General features: G+C 64.7%; 24 protein-coding genes. 14 read left to right on the forward strand and 10 right to left on the reverse strand.

Annotated features, from left to right (window positions below; genetic code table 11):
• Positions 1–31: 31 nt before the first annotated feature.
• Positions 32–1,087: an FAD-dependent monooxygenase gene (locus AC5RT4_RS13685; protein WP_494106088.1), complete on the forward strand. Its 1,056-nt coding sequence runs from the start codon at positions 32–34 to the stop codon at positions 1,085–1,087.
• Between the two features lie 50 nt (positions 1,088–1,137).
• Here the strand turns inward: AC5RT4_RS13685 and AC5RT4_RS13690 are convergent, their stop codons facing one another.
• A complete protein-coding gene (locus tag AC5RT4_RS13690) occupies positions 1,138–1,641 on the reverse strand; it encodes a GNAT family N-acetyltransferase (protein ID WP_494106089.1) in 504 nt (167 codons plus the stop codon).
• Between the two features lie 145 nt (positions 1,642–1,786).
• Between AC5RT4_RS13690 and AC5RT4_RS13695 the strand changes: the two genes are divergently transcribed.
• The 3 genes from AC5RT4_RS13695 to AC5RT4_RS13705 all read left to right on the forward strand — a co-directional run bounded on the left by AC5RT4_RS13695 (position 1,787) and on the right by AC5RT4_RS13705 (position 3,618).
• A complete protein-coding gene (locus AC5RT4_RS13695) occupies positions 1,787–2,302 on the forward strand; it encodes a MarR family winged helix-turn-helix transcriptional regulator (RefSeq protein ID WP_494106090.1) in 516 nt (171 codons plus the stop codon).
• A gap of 69 nt (positions 2,303–2,371) precedes the next feature.
• On the forward strand, positions 2,372–2,695 hold the full coding sequence (locus AC5RT4_RS13700; protein ID WP_494042380.1) for a hypothetical protein: 324 nt from the start codon (positions 2,372–2,374) through the stop codon (positions 2,693–2,695).
• A 38-nt stretch (positions 2,696–2,733) separates the two neighbouring features.
• Positions 2,734–3,618, forward strand: a complete 885-nt coding sequence (locus tag AC5RT4_RS13705; protein ID WP_494106091.1) for a serine/threonine-protein kinase — start codon at positions 2,734–2,736, stop codon at positions 3,616–3,618.
• Here the strand turns inward: AC5RT4_RS13705 and AC5RT4_RS13710 are convergent.
• Together AC5RT4_RS13710 and purB are read right to left on the reverse strand one after the other, a co-directional pair.
• Positions 3,615–4,289, reverse strand: a complete 675-nt coding sequence (locus AC5RT4_RS13710; RefSeq protein WP_494042378.1) for a histidine phosphatase family protein — start codon at positions 4,287–4,289, stop codon at positions 3,615–3,617. The genes AC5RT4_RS13705 and AC5RT4_RS13710 overlap by 4 nt on opposite strands.
• A gap of 105 nt (positions 4,290–4,394) precedes the next feature.
• Positions 4,395–5,837, reverse strand: a complete 1,443-nt coding sequence (gene purB, locus AC5RT4_RS13715; protein ID WP_494106092.1) for an adenylosuccinate lyase — start codon at positions 5,835–5,837, stop codon at positions 4,395–4,397.
• 169 nt (positions 5,838–6,006) lie between these two features.
• On the opposite strand from purB, the gene AC5RT4_RS13720 reads away from it, so the two are divergent.
• Positions 6,007–6,309, forward strand: a complete 303-nt coding sequence (locus tag AC5RT4_RS13720; RefSeq protein WP_494042376.1) for a hypothetical protein — start codon at positions 6,007–6,009, stop codon at positions 6,307–6,309.
• Positions 6,309–7,676: a hypothetical protein gene (locus AC5RT4_RS13725; RefSeq protein ID WP_494106093.1), complete on the forward strand. Its 1,368-nt coding sequence runs from the start codon at positions 6,309–6,311 to the stop codon at positions 7,674–7,676. The genes AC5RT4_RS13720 and AC5RT4_RS13725 overlap by 1 nt, the downstream gene beginning before the upstream one ends.
• Positions 7,677–7,743: 67 nt before the next feature.
• Here AC5RT4_RS13725 and AC5RT4_RS13730 read toward each other — a convergent pair whose 3' ends face one another.
• Positions 7,744–8,166, reverse strand: coding sequence for a phage holin family protein (locus AC5RT4_RS13730; protein WP_494042374.1), 423 nt, complete (start codon positions 8,164–8,166; stop codon positions 7,744–7,746).
• 264 nt (positions 8,167–8,430) lie between these two features.
• Here AC5RT4_RS13730 and AC5RT4_RS13735 point away from each other — a divergent pair, with 264 nt between their 5' ends.
• The 5 genes from AC5RT4_RS13735 (at position 8,431) to AC5RT4_RS13755 (ending at position 14,125) form a co-directional block, all read left to right on the forward strand.
• On the forward strand, positions 8,431–9,549 hold the full coding sequence (locus tag AC5RT4_RS13735) for a histidinol-phosphate transaminase (RefSeq protein ID WP_494042373.1): 1,119 nt from the start codon (positions 8,431–8,433) through the stop codon (positions 9,547–9,549).
• Positions 9,550–9,698: 149 nt separating this feature from the next.
• Positions 9,699–10,976, forward strand: coding sequence for a pyruvate dehydrogenase (acetyl-transferring) E1 component subunit alpha (pdhA, locus tag AC5RT4_RS13740; protein WP_494042372.1), 1,278 nt, complete (start codon positions 9,699–9,701; stop codon positions 10,974–10,976).
• The gene (locus AC5RT4_RS13745; protein WP_494042371.1) at positions 10,976–11,956 is read left to right on the forward strand and encodes an alpha-ketoacid dehydrogenase subunit beta; all 981 of its coding nucleotides are present in this window, start codon (positions 10,976–10,978) and stop codon (positions 11,954–11,956) included. Before pdhA ends, AC5RT4_RS13745 begins: the two co-directional genes overlap by 1 nt.
• A gap of 7 nt (positions 11,957–11,963) precedes the next feature.
• Positions 11,964–13,475 carry a dihydrolipoamide acetyltransferase family protein gene (locus tag AC5RT4_RS13750; RefSeq protein ID WP_494106094.1) on the forward strand — a complete coding sequence of 504 codons (1,512 nt, stop codon included), beginning with the start codon at positions 11,964–11,966 and terminating at the stop codon, positions 13,473–13,475.
• Positions 13,476–13,495: 20 nt separating this feature from the next.
• Positions 13,496–14,125: a phosphatase PAP2 family protein gene (locus tag AC5RT4_RS13755; RefSeq protein WP_494106095.1), complete on the forward strand. Its 630-nt coding sequence runs from the start codon at positions 13,496–13,498 to the stop codon at positions 14,123–14,125.
• Here the strand turns inward: AC5RT4_RS13755 and AC5RT4_RS13760 are convergent.
• The 6 genes from AC5RT4_RS13760 to AC5RT4_RS13785 form a co-directional block, all read right to left on the reverse strand.
• Positions 14,122–14,457, reverse strand: a complete 336-nt coding sequence (locus tag AC5RT4_RS13760) for a hypothetical protein (protein WP_494106096.1) — start codon at positions 14,455–14,457, stop codon at positions 14,122–14,124. The two genes, AC5RT4_RS13755 and AC5RT4_RS13760, sit on opposite strands and share 4 nt — an antisense overlap.
• Positions 14,458–14,605: 148 nt before the next feature.
• The gene (locus tag AC5RT4_RS13765; RefSeq protein ID WP_494042367.1) at positions 14,606–15,034 is read right to left on the reverse strand and encodes a universal stress protein; all 429 of its coding nucleotides are present in this window, start codon (positions 15,032–15,034) and stop codon (positions 14,606–14,608) included.
• Positions 15,035–15,082: 48 nt separating this feature from the next.
• Positions 15,083–16,375 (reverse strand): aminotransferase-like domain-containing protein, encoded by a 1,293-nt coding sequence (locus tag AC5RT4_RS13770; protein ID WP_494106097.1) that lies wholly within the window; start codon positions 16,373–16,375, stop codon positions 15,083–15,085.
• 82 nt (positions 16,376–16,457) lie between these two features.
• Positions 16,458–17,204 carry a GerMN domain-containing protein gene (locus AC5RT4_RS13775; protein WP_494042365.1) on the reverse strand — a complete coding sequence of 249 codons (747 nt, stop codon included), beginning with the start codon at positions 17,202–17,204 and terminating at the stop codon, positions 16,458–16,460.
• Between the two features lie 187 nt (positions 17,205–17,391).
• Entirely contained in the window at positions 17,392–18,636 is a 1,245-nt protein-coding gene (gene ligD, locus AC5RT4_RS13780; protein ID WP_494106098.1) for a non-homologous end-joining DNA ligase, read from the reverse strand.
• A gap of 142 nt (positions 18,637–18,778) precedes the next feature.
• Positions 18,779–19,336: an NAD(P)H-dependent oxidoreductase gene (locus tag AC5RT4_RS13785; protein ID WP_494106099.1), complete on the reverse strand. Its 558-nt coding sequence runs from the start codon at positions 19,334–19,336 to the stop codon at positions 18,779–18,781.
• Positions 19,337–19,462: 126 nt separating this feature from the next.
• Here AC5RT4_RS13785 and AC5RT4_RS13790 point away from each other — a divergent pair, with 126 nt between their 5' ends.
• The 3 genes from AC5RT4_RS13790 to AC5RT4_RS13800 all read left to right on the forward strand — a co-directional run bounded on the left by AC5RT4_RS13790 (position 19,463) and on the right by AC5RT4_RS13800 (position 21,406).
• Positions 19,463–20,071: a TetR/AcrR family transcriptional regulator gene (locus AC5RT4_RS13790; protein WP_494042362.1), complete on the forward strand. Its 609-nt coding sequence runs from the start codon at positions 19,463–19,465 to the stop codon at positions 20,069–20,071.
• Between the two features lie 135 nt (positions 20,072–20,206).
• Positions 20,207–20,419: a hypothetical protein gene (locus AC5RT4_RS13795; RefSeq protein WP_494106100.1), complete on the forward strand. Its 213-nt coding sequence runs from the start codon at positions 20,207–20,209 to the stop codon at positions 20,417–20,419.
• Between the two features lie 3 nt (positions 20,420–20,422).
• Positions 20,423–21,406 carry an ABC transporter permease gene (locus AC5RT4_RS13800; protein WP_494042360.1) on the forward strand — a complete coding sequence of 328 codons (984 nt, stop codon included), beginning with the start codon at positions 20,423–20,425 and terminating at the stop codon, positions 21,404–21,406.
• Position 21,407: the final 1 nt, after the last annotated feature.

Consider the following 21,407-nt stretch of genomic DNA (forward strand, 5'->3'; position numbering starts at 1 on the left):
CCTGCCACTACAAAAGTAGTAAAATTGACGCATGGAAAAGATCTCGATCATTGGCGGAGGAATTGCCGGGCTTGCACTGGCCGCCTGCCTGGATCAATCCAAGTTCCAGGTGAGCGTCTACGAGAAGCGGCCGGAACTGCCCACTGTTGGCACCGCCCTGGGAATGTGGCCAGACGCCCAACGCGCCCTGGCGCGGATCGGGGTGCTGGAGGAGGCGCGGGCCGCCAGTCCGGTGATCGGCAGCGGATCTGTACGGAATGCCGCAGGTGAACCCTGGATCACCGTGAACGGCGGGGAGATGTTTGCGATCGCCCGGCTAGACCTGGTGCGGCTGCTTGATGCTGCCGTGCCCGGAACTGTCCGAAGGATTACCGCCAATGTCAAGGGGCCCCCAGGTGAAGGCGGCCTGGTTGTAGGCGCTGACGGCGTGCACAGCATGGTCCGCCGCAAGGTTTGGGGCGCAGGCACCGCTGCGAGGCTCACCCCGTACCTTGCGCTGCGCGGGACTCTTCCCTTCCCGGTTGCTCCGGATGAGGTGGGCGAGTACTGGGGCCGCGGAGACCTCTTCGGGATGGCGGCCGCGCGCGCCGGAATGTTCTGGTACGCCAGTTACCGGTCCGGACTTGGTCCCTACGGCATCGAGGTGGAACCGGTTCTGGCGGAGGCACGTGAACGCTACGCCGGTCACGCGCCGGCCATCAGGCGGGTGCTTGGCGCGGCCACTCCGGAAGCCTGTTTGGTGCAGCGGATTTGGACTGCTCCGCGTCTTCCGTCCTTTGCGCGTGGCCGAACCGTGCTCATCGGCGACGCCGCCCATGCCATGCTGCCCACCCTAGGCCGTGGTGCCTGCGAATCGCTGGTGGACGCCGTGACACTGGCCGACCTCCTCAATACGCTCCACGAGGACCAGGCGCTTCGAGCCTACGACCGGCAGCGGCGGCTGAGGACACGTGCCCTGAGTGTGGCCTCCGCCGCGCTTGGGCGCGTTGCGCTTGCCGAAGGGGCCCAGCCCCTGCGTGACCGCCTGCTCAACCTGGCCCGGCTGCGGCAGGCCCGCACCGCCGTCGCCAGCCGTTCCGGCGGCTGATCAGACCTACGCCTGCAGCAGAAAGGGTGACCGGCCCGGTCCCCGCACTGCTACGCCATGGCGGTGTGGGCCGCACTGCGGGCATCAATGCTTTTGGCGTAGCAGTAGGAGTGCGCCACCCCCACGTAGGCGCCAAAATTGGGCACGGGCTCAAAGCCGGAGTTTTCATAGAAGTTCCGTCCGTCGGGCTGGGCGGATCCCGCCTCCGCCTTGATGCGCGTGATCCCCTGTTTGTGCGCTTCGGCTTCCAGGGCGGCGAGGATGGAGCTGGCCACTCCTGATCCCCGGGTATAGGGGAGAACGTACAGGCGTTTGATTTCGGCTGTCCTGTCATCCAGGAGCCGCAAGCCGCCGCACCCTACTGGCTGGCCGGACCCTTTGTCATACGCCACGAGGAACACGGCGCAATCAGCGTCCGACGGCGGGGTGCCGGGTTCGTGCTCAGGGGAACCAAAGCGGGCGTCAAGTTCAGCCTGCTGTGCCCGGCGCAGATCAGCGCCCACGGGATGGGCCCAGGCAACCTGCCGGATGTTCAGGCGCGGGTTGGTTTGCATGTCTGCCTCGTTTCGCCGAAGGGATATGCGAAACAAGACTAGAAGTGTGCAGTTACGCTGATGTTTCTTCTGCGTAAGCGCCGGGATAACCCCGCGCATGCATTCTGCTTGGTTGCCTAGATACATGCTGGTCTAGAATGTTTCCATGCGTTCAATAGGAAATGAGGGCTCTGGCTATTGGTACGGGCCGGACGGCCAGTTGGATTACAGTGCCGCCGTATTGAAGTCCCTGCGGGATTACCGGGCTGCTGAAACCAACGTCCGGCGGACTACCCGCGATTCCATGGGAATGGGTGAAACAGACATCCTCGCCCTGCGGTACCTCCTGCGCATGCAGGCCTCCGGCAAGGCCACGGCCCCCAAGGACTTGAGCCAGTTCCTCCGTATCACCAGCGCTTCCACCACTTCGTTGATCGACCGCCTGGTGGCAAGCGGACATGTGCGGCGTGAAGCCCACCCAACCGACCGCCGCTCGGTGGTGGTGGTCCCAACAGCGGAATCGGACAAGGAGGTCCGGGTCACCCTGGGGGCTATGCACCGGCGGATGATGGCCGTTGCGGAAGGGCTAAGTGCTGACGAGGCGCAGGTTGTGATCGGATTCCTGCAACGCATGACCGACGCCCTGGCCAACCTCGGTGAAGAAAGTGAACAAAGTAGTTAGCTGGACTAGCTAGCTTGACTAGTAATATGTATGCTTACGATCAGTCCTGAAAATCCCCTGGCTGGAGTCGTGAGTGTGTTGGTAATTTTCACTGGGCTAGGTGCCCTGGTCGCCCCGGCCAAGATGGCTGTGCAGCACGAAGAGTATGAGGAAGGCGGCTGGGACGGCGCCGCCGTTCATTGCGGCTCCGCGATGGACCTTGTGACGCCGGCTGTAGGTCCTGCCGACGTCGGCTACTCCTTCGAGCCGGACGCTGCCGGCCCCGTTCAGCTTCCTCCGGTGTGGCGGTGCGGCTGCGGGTTTCAGCTCGACGCCTGGTTCTACTCGCCGTACGCTTCGCAGGGCCAGGTTGCTGGTCCGGGAGCAGTGCACAGCCCGGTTCTCTCGGCGTGACGTGCGTCGCTGCAGCGCGGCAGCAGAACGCTGCCCCCATGCTTTCCGTGGAAACCGTGAGTGGGCGCTACGAGCTCAAAGAGCGTTTGGGACGGGGTTCACTAGCGGAGGTGTACCGCGCCGTCGACCGTGACAATGGCCCGGATGTGGCGGTCAAGGTTGCTGTTGGCACCTCGGAAAAGCACTTCGAGCGGATCCGCAATGAAGCCCAGTTTCTGGCAGCACTGGACCACCCCTCCATCATCAGGTTCATCGCCAAGTCCGTCATGCCCGGTACCACGCCCCTCGCGGGCCGTCCTTTCCTGGTTGAAGAGCTGGCCCTCGGTGCGAGCCTTGCCGAGGCATCCCGCGCCGGCTTGCCGGGCGCCGTCAACGTAGCCGCCTGGGCACGCGGCCTCTTCGGAGCGTTGGCCCACCTGCATGAGCAGGGGCTCGTCCACCGGGACATCAAACCCGCGAACCTCATGCTCAGCGGTCTGCGGAGAAGTCCGGTCCGCATCATCGACTTCGGCATAGTGGCCGCTGCCGGAGCGGCTCCCGAGCCAGGCATCTCCTCGGGAACAGTTCACTACATGAGCCCGGAGCAGGCTGCAGGCGGACCTGCGCGTACCTCCTGGGACGTTTACGCCATGGGCCTTGTCCTGCTGGAACTCCTCACGGGCACCAAAGCCTTTCCCGGAACGGCCATTGAATCCCTGGTAGCCAGGACCCTTAGGAGCCCGGAAATACCCGACTCGCTCGGGCCCGTATGGTGCTCCTTCCTTCGCGCGCTTACCGCAATGGACGGTGACGCACGGCCGACGGCGGCTGATGCGGCCGTTATGGCGGCGGGGCTTATCCCCCCGGCCGCCGCCGGCCAGTCCAACGGCACGTGCCGAAGTATGGCGGTGTTCCCGGCACGCCGGATCAGGCAGCTGGTTTAGGGCTCCGCCAGGTTCCGTCCCATGGGGTCCTCCGCAGTGGGATCGGCAAGGGCAAGTCCGCCCACCGGGCTGCCGTCCCAGTGGATCAACCGCCAACCGCTGTCCGGGTCACCATTCAGCGCCACAATTCCGGTGTTGGCCAGCACATGCTTGGCCGCGAACTCGTGGTCCGCGTCCTGAGCCCTGCGGCCGGCCCAGGTGCGGATCGCGGCGCCGTGGCTGACGACTGCTGCCGTGGCCTGCTCCCCGGATGTGCGTTCAAGGACGCGGGCGATGGCGGCATCAAAGCGCTCAAAGAATGCATGGCCGTCGGGCCCGGCGGGCATGCGCCGGTCCAGGTCGCCCGCGGCCCAGGAGATTACCGTCCCCATGTACCGCTTGTGCGACTCGTGGTCCGTCAGTTTCTCCAGCGAGCCGGCTTCTATCTCGTGGAGTCCATCCAGCACCTGGACGTCGAGGCTGTGCAGCCGGCCCAGCGGTGCTGCGGTGATCTGCGTCCGAACCAGGGTGGAGGCATATAGCGCGTCGATCGGCTCGTTGGCCAGCGAACGGGCCAAGGCTTCCGCCTGCCGCTCACCCAGTTCGGTTAAGCCGGGACCCGGGTGGGCGGTGTCCAGTTGGCCGAGCACATTCCCCGGGGTTTGTCCGTGGCGGATCAAGAGCAACCTCATGCTTCCAGTTTCGCACTAGGAAGCATGCCGCCCCGCCCGCCCCGTCCCAGGGAAGGCGGGCCGAAAGGCGCCGGGCATGTAGCAGCCCGGCGCCGCCGTCGAGCGTTACTTCAGGTGGTCCACCAGCTGGTCCGCGATGCCGGTGTACTTGCCCGGGGTCAGCGCCAGGAGGCGTGCTTCGGCTTCGGGTGAAAGGCCCAGGCTTTGAACGAATTCCTGCATGCGGGCAGCGTCCACCCGCTGTCCGCGGGTGAGGTCCTTGAGTCGCTCGTAAGGGTTCTCCATGCCTTCGACGCCCGCAATCGCCTCGGCGCGCATGACCATCTGGATCGCTTCGCCCAGAACTTCCCAGTTGGTGTCCAGGTCCCCAGCGAGAACATCCTCGGCAACATCCAGGCGCTCGAGGCCCTTGGCCACGTTGGAAATCGCCAGCAGGGAGTGGCCGAACGCCACCCCGATGTTCCGCTGGCTCGAGGAGTCGGTGAGGTCGCGCTGCCACCGGGAGGTAACCAGGGTGGAACCCAGGACGTCCAGCAGCCCGGACGAAATCTCAAGGTTGGCTTCGGCATTTTCGAAACGGATGGGGTTGACCTTGTGCGGCATGGTGGACGATCCCGTGGCCCCGGCCACCGGGATCTGGGCGAAGTAGCCGATGGAGATGTAGCTCCAGATGTCCGTGCAGACGTTGTGCAGGATGCGGTTGAAGCGCGCGATGTCGGCGTACAGTTCGGCCTGCCAGTCGTGGCTTTCGATCTGCGTGGTCAGCGGATTCCAGGTCAGTCTCAGGGCCTCCACGAAGGATTTGGACACCTGCTGCCAGTCAGCGCCGGGGACGGAGGCAACGTGGGCGGCGTAAGTGCCGGTGGCGCCGTTGATTTTCCCCAGGTACTCGGTCTTTTCGATCCGGTCCAGCTGCCGGGTCAGGCGGTGCGCAATGACCGCAAGTTCCTTGCCGAGCGTCGTAGGGGTGGCGGGCTGGCCGTGGGTGCGGGACAGCATGGGGACGGCCCGGTTGTCCTGCGCCATCCTGCTGATCTGGGCCACCAGCGCACGCGCTGCCGGGAGCCACACGTCTTCCACAGCGCCCTTGACACCGAGCGCGTAGGAAAGGTTGTTGATGTCCTCGGAGGTGCAGCCGAAGTGCACCATGGCCGTGAGGTGCCCGATGCCGATGGCCGGGAGGCGGCGGCCGATGTAGTACTCCACAGCCTTCACGTCGTGGACTGTTACCGCTTCGATGTCAGCCAGTTCCGTCACTGAGTTGGCGTCGAACCCGGTGACAATGGCCCGGAGCTGCTCCTGCTGCTGGGCTGTCAGTGGTCCCGCGCCGGGAAGGACATTGTTGCTGGTCAGGTGGATGAGCCATTCAACTTCCACTGCCACCCGGTCGCGGTTGAGCGCAGCTTCCGACAGGTAGTCCACCAGCGGGGCGACGGCGGACTGGTAGCGGCCGTCCAGCGGGCCGAGCGCGATTTTTTCCGGGGACGCGGCGAGGGCCAGGCGTCCTGAGGGCGTACGGGTGTCAGCTGTGGCGGCAGTTTCAGGCATGTGCTGATTCTTTCATGAACTCCCGCGGCGGCTTTAGCCCTTCGCGGGACGTTACTTGTCCACATACACGACGGCGGTGGTTGGGCAGGCCGGTTGCCCTCCGTAGCGTTCATTCCAGGCAGGGCCTGCCGCGGGAGCCGCGGTGTTGCAGGCGGGAGAGGTAAGAGCCATGGGCGGTCAATTGGCAGGGGCGGAGCTGCAGCAGGACATGCTCCGTGCTGCACAGGTGGAGCAGTTGGCTGTCCGCGTCGCCTCCTGCATCGGCCGCGCAGAAGAGGTGCTTGCCGGGTTCAGGGAGATCCAGCTGCTGGAATGGGAGTCTCCGGCCGGCCGTGCTTACCGCGATACCGTGTCGCTGCAGTCCACTGCCCTGCGGCGTGCGCTTGAAGCGCTGGTTGAGGCAAAGGCTGCTGTGGAGCGGCACGCCCGCGAGACATTTACCGCTGGCTGCACCTATTTGGGCAGCCCCTGATGGCCGAGGCAACACCGTCCAGCACTGGGTCCATCAAGGTTTTCAGCCCGCCCGATGACGGAGCCCTTTCCATTCGCGGCGGCGTGAGCGGAATAACTTTCCAGCTGGAGGAACTGGCGGCGGGCGCGAAGAAGCTGGATGAACTGGCGTGCACACTCTCCGATTTGGAGATTGAAGTCCGCCGGATATGGGAGGAACTCGTGCCTTTCCAGGACTTGCCGCGGTGGTCCGGCACGCAGGCTCTTAGCGTGGTGGGTGAGTCCGGGCGGACTATCCAGGCAGTGCGCGCCGGGCTGCAGCACATCAGCGGCGAGGTCCGGGCGTGCAAACAGGAGTACGAAGTGGCGGAGTGGCTTGCCGGCACTGCAAGATACCTCGGCATAGTCAGCCCGCAGGACGTCCACGCGTCCCTGGCGCATATGGCCTCCACCCGGGCCGTTGACAGCAAGACGGCAGAAACCATGGTGGCCGGCCTTGGTCTCGAGGCCGCCGATGTGAAGCGGCGGGTCAAGGAGGATCCCGGGGTCTGGGGTGGCTTGGAGCAGGGAGGCATCTTCGGCCGCCCTTTGGCCATGCACCAGGAGGAGACAGTTCAGGTGGACCTGGACCCGTCCCCGGCCGGCCTGCTGGAGCGTATCCGGCTTATAGATGCTCGTGGTGCGGGGTTTATCGAGGTCATCGAAGTCCCCAGCGGAGGGGAGAAGGCTTACGTGCTCGTTGTTCCCGGCACCCAGCCTGCTGGTTCCGGTGCCGGTGGTAAGAACCCGTTTGATGAAGCTGGAATAGTGGAAGCCTTGGTTTACAGCTCCGATGATTTGAGCGCTGCGGCGGTTGCAGCTCTGCAGGCGGCGGGCGCCGAGCAGAGAGCCGCCGTGGTGGCCGTTGGATACAGCCAAGGCGGTATCCATGCCATGAACATGGCCGCCGATCCGCATTTCCTCCGAAACTACGACCTCCGGTATGTGCTCACGGCCGGTTCCCCGGTCGCCGGCATCAACGCCGCGGAGGGAGTGCAGTCGCTGCACCTGGAGCATCGCACAGATTGGGTGCCGGGATCAGACGGGTCACCAAATCCGGACTCAAGGGACCAGGTGACGGTTTCCTTGGGGAACGCGCCGAGGGCCGCAGAAGGAGAAGGGGGCCTCGGGCCGGGCCACACCCTCAGTACCTACCAGGACGGCGCCCGGCTGGTGTCCGCCAGCAACGACCCCTCACTGGTGGGATCCACTGCCGCGTTGGGCGCTGTGCTCGGAGCGGGTGGCGCGGCCACCGCTACCCGCTTTTCCCTGACCCGGACCAAGGCCCCCGCTCCAAAATCCCACGCGACAGACAACCGCACCGAGGGGCGCGGGTATGGCGGACGGTAGCCATGGCCGCCGGCGAAGTCTCTCAGGCAGCAGGTTTGCGAGCGGGAGCAGCACTACTATTGCCCAGCTACCGCCGTGCTCCGGTAATCCGGCCGGCAACCAGGGACGTCAGCGTGATGATGATCGCCGCCAGGATGGCAGTCCAAAAGAAGGAATCAATCGTGAAGCGCACCGGCGTATAGGTGCTGATCCATGATGTCAGGTAGAGCATCGCGGCATTGATGACGATAGTAAACAGGCCAAGGGTCAGGATGGTTATTGGCAGGGCGAGGAGGCTCACCAGCGGGCGGACCAAGGCGTTGACCAGACCGAAGATGACACCGATGAACAAGTAGCCGAGGACGGTGCCGATCGTGTCACTTCCCTGCGTAACCCCGGTTTCGGCCACTGCATCAGCGGCTGCGGAGCTGGAGATCTCCAGCCCTGGCAGTATCCAACCCGCCACCCAAAGGGCAAGGGCGTTAATCAGTACCCGGGCAATCAGTCGCATGGGCTAATGGTTGCATATGCCCCTGATGGTCTGCCGTTCAACCGCTGCATTTGTTGGCCGGGCTCCTGCATCGGAGCCCGTCCGCCGAAAGTGGCTCCTCGAAAAGTGCGTGCCGGAAAATCAGCCGATCGCAGACCCACCTCCAGCAGGCCGCAGCTCGATCCGGGGCTGGCAAAAGAGTTCACACCGGAGGCGTACCTCCATGGTGCCGCCAGCGTGGGAACACCGCCTACTTCCCCTGGCTGGAGAAGTAGGCTGGTCTGCATGACGTCATCAGAGACCCTTGCAGGGGGCATCCAGCCGCGCCCTGTGGTGGCAAAGCTGCCCCGCTATGCGGCCGGCAAGCCGCCCGCCGCAGTTGACGGACTGGCCAGTTACAAGCTGTCCTCAAACGAAAACCCCTTGCCCCCGCTGCCCGCGGTGGTTGAGGCAGTCGCCGGGCAGACAGACTTCAACCGCTACCCAGATCCGCTGAGCAGCCGGCTTCGCACCGAACTCGCCGCTTTCCTCGATGTTCCTGCTGAGGATATCGTCACGGGAGCCGGCAGTCTGGGCGCACTGAACCAGCTGCTGGCGGCATTCGCGGGGCGGAACGACGACGGCAAACCCGATGAAGTCATTTACGCGTGGCGTTCCTTTGAGGCATACCCCATCAGTGTTGGCCTCTCAGGAGCCGAAGGTGTCCCTGTTCCCCTGGCTGCCGGGGGCCGGCACGACCTCGCGGCCATGGCAGCGGCAGTAACAGCCCGCACCAAACTGATCCTCCTCTGCACACCGAACAATCCCACCGGCCCCGCCCTTCGAGCTGCCGAGACCGAGGCCTTCATCCGTTCCGTCCCGTCAGGCGTGGTGGTAGTGATTGACGAGGCCTACCAGGAATTCGTGCGGGACCCGGAGGCGGTGGATGGGATCGCGCTCTACCGCAAATACCCCAATGTTGTAGTGCTGCGCACATTCTCAAAGGCCCACGGACTGGCCGGCCTGCGGGTTGGCTACAGCATTTCCAATTCCGGGCTGACCCAACACCTGCGGGTGGCTGCCACACCCTTTGCGGTGTCGCAAATAGCCGAAACTGCTGCAATTGTGTCCCTGCAAAATTATCCCCAGATTGTAGAAAGGGTACAAAGGCTTGTGGACGAACGGGAGCGCGTCACGGCCGGACTGAGGAATCTGGGCTGGGCCGTACCCGACGCTCAGGGCAACTTCGTGTGGTTGGATCTGGGCGCAGACAGTGCCGGGTTTGCGGAACTGGCGGGGGCGCGGGCCCTGTCCGTCAGGGCGTTCCCCGGGGAAGGGGTCCGGGTAAGCATTGGCGAGGCCGAAGCGAATACGCGTTTCCTCGAGCTGTGTGCGAACTATACAAAGGCCCCACACCGTTCCTAGCACTTAACAAGTAGGCCCGCACTTACCTACTGAAGATAAAGTTAGGATCAATAAGCCATTGTATATGCCTTAGCAGGAATCTATTCCTTTTGCGGCATATATCCCAGGGACATTGCATTGCATCCGCATGCGGCAAGCAAGGAGACGGTATGGGCGCACATCTGCCTGCCACCGAGTTCGACGGAACAGCTGTAGACGACCAACGCGAAGCTGATGCCGAAGCCGTTATGGGCGAACCTCCGGCACAGATGGTCCAGCTCCTGGCGCCGGATGGAAAGCTCGGTTTCGATCCCGTTTTCTCCGGTTACGCAGAAAAGATCACGCCGGAGAAGCTTCGCGGGCTCTACGCGGACATGGCCGCAATCCGCCGGTTCGACGTCGAAGCCACCGCCCTGCAGCGCCAGGGACAGCTCGCGCTGTGGGTCCCACTGACCGGCCAGGAAGCTGCCCAAATCGGATCGGGCCGCGCCAGCCAGCCGCAGGACTACATCTTTCCCACTTACAGGGAGCACGGCGTCGCGCTGACACGCAATGTGGACCTGGCCGAACTCCTGCGCCAGTTCCGCGGCGTGTCCAACGGTGGCTGGAACCCGAAGGACACCAACTTCCACCTCTACACACTGGTCCTGGCGGCCCAGACGCTCCATGCCGTGGGCTACGCCATGGGCATCCAGCGGGACCAGAAGTTGGCCGCTTCCAGTACTGCCGGCTCCCCGACCGCCGGCTCGGGCGCCGCAGCGGCCGCGCCGGATGCTGCAGTGATCGCCTACTTCGGGGACGGCGCCAGCTCCGAGGGCGACGTCCATGAATCCATGGTCTTCGCCTCCTCCTACAGCGCCCCCGTGGTGTTTTTCTGCCAGAACAACCACTGGGCCATCTCCGTCCCCACCAACGTGCAGACGCGGGTGCCGCTGTCCAACCGGGCCAAGGGCTACGGCTTCCCTGGTATCCGGGTGGACGGCAACGACGTCATCGCCGTGCACGCGGTTACGGAGTGGGCATTGGAGCACGCCCGCCAGGGCAAGGGCCCCGTCCTGATCGAAGCCTTCACCTACAGGGTGGGTGCGCACACGACGGCCGATGATCCCACCAAGTACCGCGAGTCGGCGGAGGAGGATGCCTGGCGGGCGAAGGATCCGCTGGCGCGCCTGGAGAAATACTTGCGCTCGGAAGGCCTGGCTGACGAAGCATTCTTCGCCAAGGTCAAGGCCGACGGCGACGAACTCGCAGCCTACGTCCGGCGCACCACCCATGACCTTGAAACTCCCGATATCCGGTCCGCTTTCGCCAACACCTACGTGGAAGCCCACCCCCTGGTGGCAGAAGAACTGGCCTGGTTCGAGGAGTACTCGGCGGGCTTTGCGGGCGAAGAGCCGGCAGAAGAACTGCAGGCAGCAACGCCGGCGTCCCAAAAGGCAGGCCACTGATGACCACCATGACCATCGCCAAGGCCATCAACGAGGGCCTCCGGGCAGCACTGTCAGACAACCCCAAGTCGCTGCTCATGGGCGAAGACATCGGCGCCCTGGGCGGTGTCTACCGGGTGACGGACGGGCTCATCGCCGAGTTCGGCCCGGACCGCGTGGTGGACACCCCGCTCGCCGAATCAGGCATCATCGGCACCGCGATCGGCTTGGCCTTGCGCGGCTACACCCCGGTCTGTGAAATCCAGTTCGACGGGTTCGTCTTCCCCGGCTTCAACCAGATCACCACCCAGCTGGCCAAGATGCACGCGCGCAGCAACGGCAACCTCACGGTGCCGGTGGTCATCCGGATCCCCTACGGCGGCGGCATCGGCTCCGTAGAGCACCATTCCGAGTCTCCCGAAGCGCTCTTCGCCCACACGGCAGGCCTCCGGATCATCACCCCGTCCAACCCGCACGACGCCTACTGGATGATCCAGCAGGCCGTGGACTGCCAGGACCCGGTGATCGTCTTCGAGCCCAAGCGCCGCTACTGGCTCAAGGGCGAAGTGGACACCGAAGCGCCGGGCCACGCCGCGGACCCGTTCAAGGCCCACGTCCTCCGTGAAGGCGCCGACGCCACCGTCGTCGCCTACGGGCCACTGGTACCGGTGGCCCTGGCCGCCGCCAACGCCGCGGAGGAGGACGGACGCAGCGTCGAGGTCATTGACCTGCGCTCCATCTCACCCTTGGACTTCGACACCGTCACCGCCTCGGTACAGAAGACCGGGCGCCTGATCGTCGCCCACGAGGCACCCACGTTCGGCGGCATTGGCGGCGAAATCGCCGCCCGGATCAGCGAGCGGGCCTTCCATTCCCTGGAGGCGCCGGTGATCCGTGTGGGAGGCTTCCACATGCCCTATCCCGTGGCCAAGGTGGAGGAAGACTACCTTCCGGACATCGACCGCATCCTCGAGGCGCTGGACCGCGCCCTCTCCTACTGAGGACACTATGACTCTGAACAAGTTCAACCTGCCCGACGTCGGCGAAGGCCTCACCGAGGCCGAAATCGTCTCCTGGAAGGTCAAGGCCGGCGACGCCGTCGCCATCAATGACGTCCTGTGTGAGATCGAAACCGCCAAGTCCATCGTGGAACTGCCTTCCCCCTTTGCCGGGACCGTCACGGAACTGCTGGTGCCTGAAGGGGTGACCATCGACGTCGGCACGGCCATCATCAGCGTCAGTGATGACGTCGCGGGCGACCCCACACCGGCCGACGCGCGGGCACCCGAGACACCCGTGCAGCCGCTGTACGGCAAGCTCCCCGCTGAGGACGCAACGTCCGACGCCGGCACAACAGACAGTGCCCCGGCTGGAGAAAGTTCCCTAACCGGCGGCCCGCTGGTGGGCTCGGGTCCCAAGGCCGACGCCGTCAAACGCCGCCCGCGGAAGGCTGCAGCTGCCTCGGGCTCTCAGGTGAGCGGGCCCGCCGCCGCCCGCGCCGCGGCTTCCACCCTGGAGCCTGTGCAGCCGCATTCTGCGGCCGAGGTGGTGGAGGCTGCCGGGACCCAGTCCGCCGAGCCGGTGGACAGCCGGCCGACTTTCGGCGGCGCCATCACCGGGCTGGTAAACAAGGTCCTGGCCAAGCCGCCGGTCCGCAAGATCGCACGGGACCTGGGCATCGATCTGGCTGACGTGGTGGCCACCGGCCTGCGCGGCGAGGTGACGCGCGAGGACCTGGTCAGCTACCAGGCCCAGCGGGACGCCGAGCTGGACAAGGCGGACGGCTTCTGGGGCAAGGCAGGAAAACCGCAGGACCAGCGGGTTGAGCGGATTCCGGTCAAGGGGGTCCGCAAGGCCACGGCAAAGGCGATGGTGGACTCGGCTTTTTCGGCACCCCATGTCAGCATCTTCGTGGATGTGGACGCCAGCCGCACCATGGAGTTCGTTAAGCGGCTCAAGTCCTCACGCGACTTTGAGGGGATCCGTGTATCGCCGCTGCTTATCCTCGCCAAGGCCGTGATCTGGGCGGCCGCCCGCAACCCGAGCGTCAACGCCACGTGGGTGGACAACGGCGAGGGCGCTGCGGAGATCCAGGTCAAGCACTACATGAATCTGGGAATTGCGGCGGCAACCCCCCGCGGCTTGATGGTCCCGAACATCAAGAACGCCCAGGACCTGTCCCTGAAGGAACTGGCGCTGGCCCTGAACAACCTCGCCACCACTGCCAGGGCCGGAAAGACGCAGCCTGCCGAGATGCAGGGCGGAACCTTGACCATCACCAACATCGGGGCCTTGGGCATCGACACGGGTACCCCCATCATCAACCCCGGCGAGGTGGCAATTGTTGCCTTTGGAACGATCAAGCAGAAGCCTTGGGTCCTGGACGGCGAGGTGATCCCCCGATGGATCACTACGCTGGGCGGTTCCTTTGACCACCGCGTGGTGGACGGTGACCTGTCGGCCCGTTTCATGGCCGACGTCGCCGCCATCCTGGAGGAACCCGCGCTGCTGCTGGACTAGGAAAACTGACAGCAGTGGTAATGGATGCAGGGGCTGTCCGTGCCAAAAACAGGACAGCCAGGTGGATCACTGAGGTGTTCCAGCCGCCAGTGGTGGTGAGCGTGCAGCTGTTGTTCAGCCCGATGACCCAGGCCGGCTTTCCCGGAACCATGGCCTATGGGGCGCTGGCAGCCTTGTTCGTCTGCGTGATCCCGCTGTTGCTGCTGCTTGTCCTGGTGAAGCGCGGTAAAGTCACCGACCATCACGTCAGCGACCGCAAACAGCGCGCACCCGTCCTGCTGATGGCGCTGGCTTCCATTGTGGCCGGCCTGCTGGTGCTGGCGGCGGTGGGGGCGCCGCAGAGCGTGGTCGCCATGGTCCTGGCGGTGGTGGGGGGAGTTGTGGTCCTGGCGGGGGTCAGCCCGTTCTGGAAGATCAGCGGGCACGCTGCGGCCATATCCTCGTCAGCGGTGATTGGCGTCCTGATGCTCGGCGCGGCGTGGCTTCCGTTGCTGCTGCTCATCCCCGCTGTCGGCTGGTCGCGGGTGGTGCTGCGCGCCCACACGGTGGCCCAGGTGGTTGCCGGCTCATTGTTCGGCGGTGTGGTGATGGCCGGTATCTGGTGGCTCCTGCAGGGCTGGATGGTGCCTTGGCCGGGAGCCCTCCTTTAGTGGACCGTGTAGGCCGAGAGCATCTCAACGGTGGATAGATCCGCAATGGTGCCCAGGGCAACGGCCGCTGAGATCATCAATGCGCCCATCCCGGCAGCCACGGCCCCGCAGACGGTCAGGATCTTCCAGTCCTCACGCAGCACGCTGCCCACCGAAGCGGGAAGTTCGAGGCCTGGAGAAATGAGGTTCGGTGCGCTGTCCACGGTTCCATCGTCCAGCAGCGCTACAACCCTGCCGCTGCTGCGGTCTATGCGCATGGAACAGATGTGGTTTCCGTGGCGGGCCAGGAGGATGTCGTGCCCTACGAGCTGGCGGCGCTGGAGAGTTATCAATGAAGCCCCTTGAAGATGGTGAATGGCGGATGACCGCACCATTGAGGGCTTAACCAATTTTATCCGGGGCTTCAGCTTCAAAACCCTGTTTTCAGGGTGAGAACGGACACCACGGGGCGGGATGCTGCCGCCCCATGGTGTCCAGCCGCTAGTCGGCGTCGTAGGTGTTGGCGATGTACACGTCGCAGGGAGCGTTGTGGGCCACGCTGTTGGCAACGCTGCCCAGGACCCGCCCAATGCCCTGCATCCTGCGGTTCCCCACCACGATGATTCTGGCCTCCATCCGGATGGCCTCCTTGATGAGGGCGTCTGCCGGGCGGCCGCGGGCTGCTGAGTAGGTCACTTTGATGTCCCGGCCGAGGGAGTCGGCGACGGTGCGGGCCACATGCTCGGCAGCATCGGCGTCGGAGACAATCCACTGGTCGCTGCCACTGCCGAAGACCTCGGTGCGGTCGCTGTCGAAAGCTGACACCACGTGCAGCGAGGCGCCGAGTGCTGCAGCGAGGTCCCGGGCGGACTCTGCTGCCTTCTTGGCCGTACCGCTGCCGTCAACGCCTACAACGATGATTCCGCTCATGTGCTGCTCCTTTGCTTGGTGATGGGGCTTAAGCCAGTGAGCCCAAGGCTACCGTCCTGCAATGGCTTCCCGCAGTACCGGCGCCAGGCGCCGCACGCCTTCGGTGATGGCTTCCGGCGGCACGGCGCTGTACGCCAGGCGCAGCTTGTTGGACGGCTCGTCCGACGGCGTGAAGGCGGCACCGGGGATGAACACCACTCCGGCGTCGATCGCCTTTTGCAGCAGCGGGTAGGTGTCCACGCCCTCCGGCAGCGTCACCCAAACAAAAAATCCGCCTTCCGGACTGGTCCAGCTGGTTCCGGCGGGCATGTACATCTCGAGCGATGCCAGCATTGCCCGGCACCGCGCCGCATACAGGCCGCGGTAGGTTTCGATCTGGCCGCGCCAGTCGAAGTCGCGCAGGTAGGCGGACACCAGCATCTGGTTAAGCGCCGGCGGGCAGAGGGTGACAGCTTCTGCGGCCAGGTAGTACCGGCGCTGCAGGTGCTCGGGCACGAGGGCCCAGCCGATGCGAAGGCCGGGGGCGAAGATCTTTGAAAAGGAGCCCATGTAAATGACGTCGGCGGCATTGCCGGCGCGCAGCGGGGCCAGCGGCTCGCCGTCGAACCTCAGGAGTCCGTATGGGTTGTCCTCAAGGACCAGTATATTCGCCTTACGGCATATGTCTACGACCTGCTGCCGCCGCTCCCGGGCCAAAGTGATGCCGGAGGGGTTGTTGAAGTTCGGAATGGTGTAGAGGAATTTCACGCTTTTGCCCGCGAGCTGCAGGGCGGCGATTTTTGCCTCAAGAAGATCCGGAACGAGGCCGTCTCCGTCCATCTCCAGAGTTTCCACCTGAACCTGGTATGCCTCGAACGTGTTGAGCGCGCCCACGTAGGTGGGGTCCTCAACCAGCACCACGTCCCCCGGATTGCAGAAAACCTTGGTAGCGACGTCCTGGGCCGACTGTGACCCTGCGGTGATAACAACATTCCGCGGCAGGGCGTCCAGGATGCCCTCCGCCGCCATCACCTCACAGATCTGGGCGCGAAGTTCCTCTGTTCCCTGGCCGCTGCCATACTGCAGGGCCGTGAGGCCGTCTTCCGCAATGATCGCCGCCGCTGTGGCCGCGAGCCGTTCGAGAGGGAGGGACTGAAGGTAGGGGCTTCCGCCGGCAAGGGAAACCAGTCCGGGGCGCAGTGAGATGTCGAAGACATCCCTGACTGCTGACTGGCGGATGTTTGCTGCACGCTCTGAGAAGAGTTCCTCGTGGCGGTGGGCGGACGTTGCCGCCCGTTCGATGGCATCAATGGCTTCGGCAGGCAGCGTCTGCGCTGAGGCGTCGAGTGTCTCGTGGCTCACACAGACAGGATACAGCCGGATGTTGCTGAGGAGGCAACATCTGTTGAGGCAGAACCCGCACGAGGTGTAAGCGCCGGGCTGGTCAGTCCAGGCGGAGAGCCTCGGCCAGGCTGCGCCCGTTGACGTAGATTTCCGCCCGGATCGCCCCCACTGCCGCTACCGCAGTCTGTGTCAGCTGTGCTTCCACACGCGGAAGATCACAGGCACCTCCCATGCTGAGCGTGCCGGCAAGATAGACGGTCACGGTGGTGCCGTCAAAGCTTCCCGACAGAAACTTCAGGTCCGAATTAAGGAGTGCGTTATAGACCTCCGGCGGTACTCCGGGCTGTTCCGCGGCCTCCTGTACGTCCAGCAGCGCGCCCACTGCAGCAGCAAGGGTGTCTTCGCCGCCGGAACTGGAGTGGGATAACCCCACCAGGCTGTCATTGCAGCCGAACCGCACGCCATTGCTGCCGCCGTCGTCCAGGAGCACGTAGTAGGCAGTCACCGTCTGCAACCCTCCCGCCTTGCCGGACGGAGGTGGTGCGGAAGGAAGGGGGTCCTCAGGGGCGGTTTCTTCGGGCGCGGGTGATGCTGGGGACGTGACGGCCGGCGGCGTTCCTGCAGGGGCTGCCGGGGCTCCGCCCTGGGTTTCCGGGGCGGGGGAAGGAACAGCTGTTTCCACGGGCGGCGGAACCTGTGGCTGGGGAACGGGGACAGCGGGTGTGGTTGCCGGAGCGGGGGTGACAGCGGCATCAATCGGGGGCAGCGGGGAGGGCGCCGCTCCCGGAGGGGGCACCGGGACGCAGGCGGCGGCCCACAGCGGAACCGCCAGGGCAACTGCCGCCATCACAGCGCGCACCCCCGCCGTCCGCGTTCGAGCAATCGGCCCTTTTGCCATCCCTGCACCGCAATCCCGTTCGGGTTCGTCCGTGGGTTAACGTTACGGCCGGCCCGTCAGGCAGGAAATGTCCCTGAGGTACCGGTTGGGATAAGAGTTGGTCACGGCATATCAGGCAGGACGCCTGATATGCGAGTCATGATCCGGGGCGGCCCGGCCACTCCTTGCCTGCCCAGGGGTCGTAGTCCGCTATGAGTTCCTCCTGTCCAGGGCGTTCAGTCTCGGGGACATGCTGCAGGTTCACCCGCACGCGGTACCAGAGCGAGCTCGATCCGCGCATGCCGTCCACTAGCACATCGGCGGGGTGCAGGGCTGGGATGACGTCTGCATGCCGGGACTTCCATTCATCGAGGGCCGCGAGTGCTTCGGGTTTGGTCTTAGTGCGGGCTACTTCGATGAGCGGCATTGCTGACAGCCGCCGCCCGGAGCCGTCACCACTGCGCGGCGCCTTCTCCGCGGGGCCCAGCTCTGCTGCCAGTGCGAGGAGGCCATCGAGTCGGCCCACCGCCTGGTCGATGCCGGAATGCGGGTCACCCAGGTCAGCGAAGCGCGCCGGCACCGTGCGTACCGTGAACTGGTCGGGACGGGCCGAGCGCACCTCGTCCCACACAAGCGGCGTCGAGACCCGGGCATCGGGCAGCGCGCGGACCGAATAGGCCGAGGCCACGGTTCTGTCCTTGGCGTTTTGGTTGAAGTCGACGAATACACTTTCGCCGCGCTCCTCCTTCCACCACCGCGCAGTGGCAAGGCCGGGGGCCCGGTTCTCCACTTCACGCGCGAGAGTCTCGGCGGCCAGCCGCACGTCACGGTAGGACCATCGCGGAGCGATGCGCACCAGGATGTGAAGCCCACGTGAGCCGCTTGTCTTCGGCCAGCCAACCAGCCCGACGTCGTCGAGCACCTCCCGCGCTATGTAGGCAACATCCACAATCTTGGACCAGTCCACCCCGGGCATCGGATCGAGGTCAACCCGCAGCTCATCAGGGTGCTCCAGGTCCTCTGCCCGCACCGGATGGGGGTTGAGGTCCAGGCAGCCAAGGTTCACCACCCATGCCAGGCCCGCGGCATCCCTGATGACGGCCTCCTCTGCTGAGGTGCCGGAGGCGTAGTGCAGTATGGCGGTATCTATAAAATCAGGATGGTTCTCAGGCACCCGCTTCTGGAAGAACGGCTCGGCGTCAATGCCCTTCGGGAAACGCTTGAGCACCATGGGCCGCCCGCCCGCGCCCCGCAACGCACCATCCGCCACCGTGAGGTAGTAGCGCACCAGGTCCAGCTTCGTCAGCCCGGGCTCGGGGAACACGATTTTGTCCGGGCTTGAGATGCGCACGTCTTCGCCGTTGATGTCGAGGATCTCGGCCGGGGTCTTCGAGGGCGTCATTCCGTCACGCTAGCAACGATCGAAAGCCGCAGCCAGAGCAGGCGCAGTCAGAGCAGGCGCAGTCCTGGCGGAAGGGACGACGCTGCTTTTTAAAGCAGCATGCCCGGTACGAAGGTCCGTACCGGGCACCGCGGCAGCTTGATTATGCGGCAGGCTGGGCAGCTGCGAGGGCATCGAAGACGCCCTTGATCTGCTCAACGACCTCGGCGTCGTCCTTCGGGTGGAGTTCAGCGAAGCGGACCATGGATCCGGGCACTGCGAGCTTGACGTCCTCGAGGATTTGGGCGCCGGCGATTCCTGCTGCCTTCCGCGCCTCGTCCTGGGCCCAGACACCGCCGTACTGACCGAAGGCAGTGCCGACGACGGCGGTGGGCTTGCCGGCGAGGGCGCCCGCGCCGAAGGGGCGGGACAGCCAGTCGATGGCATTCTTCAGGGCTGCAGGAACTGTGCCGTTGTGCTCGGGCGTGACCAGGAGGAGTGTGTCGGCGCCGTTGGCTGCAGCGCGCAGGGCGGCAGCGGCTGCGGGAACCTGGCCTTCGACGTCGATGTCCTCGTTGTAGAAGGGAATGTTTCCCAGGTTTTCGTGGATGACAACGTCCATCTGCTCCGGCGCATTCAGCTGGATTGCTTCGGCCAGCTTCTGGTTGGTGGATTCAGCGCGGAGGCTGCCGACGAGGGTAAGTACAGTGCTCTTGGTCATGGGAACTCCTGGGTAGGGGAGGCGGGAGGGGACCGCCAACCGGTGACAACTGAGGCTCTTTACGCCTTCACCCAATCTAAACGGACTACGGTCCGTTTCTTATTCCCGGGGTCTAGAATATTGACTGTGACCTTCATCCCAATGCATCCCCCCGCATCCACCGGCGAGGCGGTGGAACGCAGCGATGCCGCGCGGAACCGGGAGCGCTTGCTGAAGGCGGCCCGCGACCTGATTGGGCAGTGCGGGGCAGAGGGGCTCACCATGGACCGGCTCGCCGAGCACGCCGGGGTGGGCAAAGGTACTGTTTTTCGCCGTTTTGGCAGCAGGGCCGGACTCATGCTCACCCTTCTAAGCGAGTCCGAGGCTGCCTTCCAGGCGCGCTTTATGTTCGGCCCTCCACCTCTGGGCCCGGGCGCCCCGGGACTGGAACGCCTCGTTGCCTTCGGCACTGAACGCATTGCCTACATCATGGAGTTTGGTGATCTGGCCCTTGCCGCAGAGAACGCCTCGCGGGGCCGCAGTGAAGTTCCCGCTGCTGTCCTTTGGTACCGCCACATCGAACTGCTCCTCGCCCAGGAGGGCTTCACGGCTGACCCTTGGCTAATGGCGCGTGCCCTCGGGGCCACGTTGGCTCCAGAGCGGCTATTGAACCTGGTCCGGGTGCATGGAGTGGCAGAAAGCCGGCTTAGTGACTCTTGGAAGGAGCTTGTTACACGCGTTGTCACCGCCGCGTAGGTTACGTCGATCGGTTTCCTGGCTTACGGTCAAACTGATTTTACAAAAATATTCATAACGATCTGATACGCGTGGGTGGGTTTAGCCATCAGGCGTCCATTTCGGGCGCCGCCTTGTGATAGTTTCCTCTGGAATGTGACCCGCGACATAGTCCACAAGGGCAGGGCCTGCAAGGCTGCGGGAGTCAGTTATCCGCTGGCAGAGGACCCGGTGAAGCGGCACAACCCCCGCCGACCCGGGGAGAACGGAAGGATCCAGCACGTGATTGTTGAATTGCCTAACAGCCTGGCCAGCCTGCCCGCACCGCGGGCCCTTATCGTCCAGCTGCCGGCGGCGAAGCAAAACTAGGCCATGCTCAGGTACCTCGCGAAGCGCGGCATCACGTACGTTTTTATGATCTTCCTGACCACCTCGGCCGGTTACTTCCTGGCGGTCAGTTCCCTCAAGCCCGCGCTGCTTGAACAGGAACGCATTCCCCGCCCCACCCCGGAACAGGTGGCGAACTCGATGCGGCTCAAGGGCCTGGACCCGGACCTGAGCCCGTGGGAACGCTACGTGGAATGGCTCACGGCCATTGTCACCCGATGGGACTGGGGCCGCAGCCCCAACGGGGCCTTCATCAACGCCGAGTTCGGGGACCGGGTGTGGATTTCCACCCGGCTCTTCCTGGCCTCCATCATCCTGACGCTCGTCATCGGTGTGGCACTCGGGGTTTATTCGGCAGCGCGGCAGTACAAGTTCCAGGACCGAGCCATCACGTCCTACAGCTACCTCGCCTATATTGTGCCTGCCCCGATTGCGTACTTCCTGGTGCAGCTTGGTGCCATCAGCATCAATGAGACGGTGGGGGAGCGCATCTTCTTTGTCACCGGAATTTCCACGCCCGGAGTGGAGCCCGGCTGGGCGCAGTTTGTGGACATGCTGGCGCACTACGCTGTTCCAACCGTTGCCATCACGCTGGTGGGCTGGGGTTCCTACCAGATCGCACAGCGGCAGTACCTCCTGGACAACGTCAACGCGGACTTTGTCCGAACCGCGCGGGCCAAGGGGCTCACCCGCAACCAGGCGATTTCCCGGCACGCACTGCGGGTCTCGTTCATTCCGGTGGCCCAGAGCATTGCCTTCACCATCCCGGCCATTTTTGCCGGCGGCTTCTTCGCGGAGAAGATCTTTGCCTGGCCCGGTGTGGGTTCGTGGAGCATCGACGCCATTTCGCTGCAGGACGTCAATGCCGCCACTGCCACGCTGGCCTACGGTTCCGTAATTTTCGCCCTGGGGGCCATTTTGGCTGATTTCGCCACCACCCTCGTTGACCCGAGAGTGCGGGTGCAGTAGC

It is taken from the genome of Arthrobacter sp. sptzw42, from assembly GCF_059089685.1.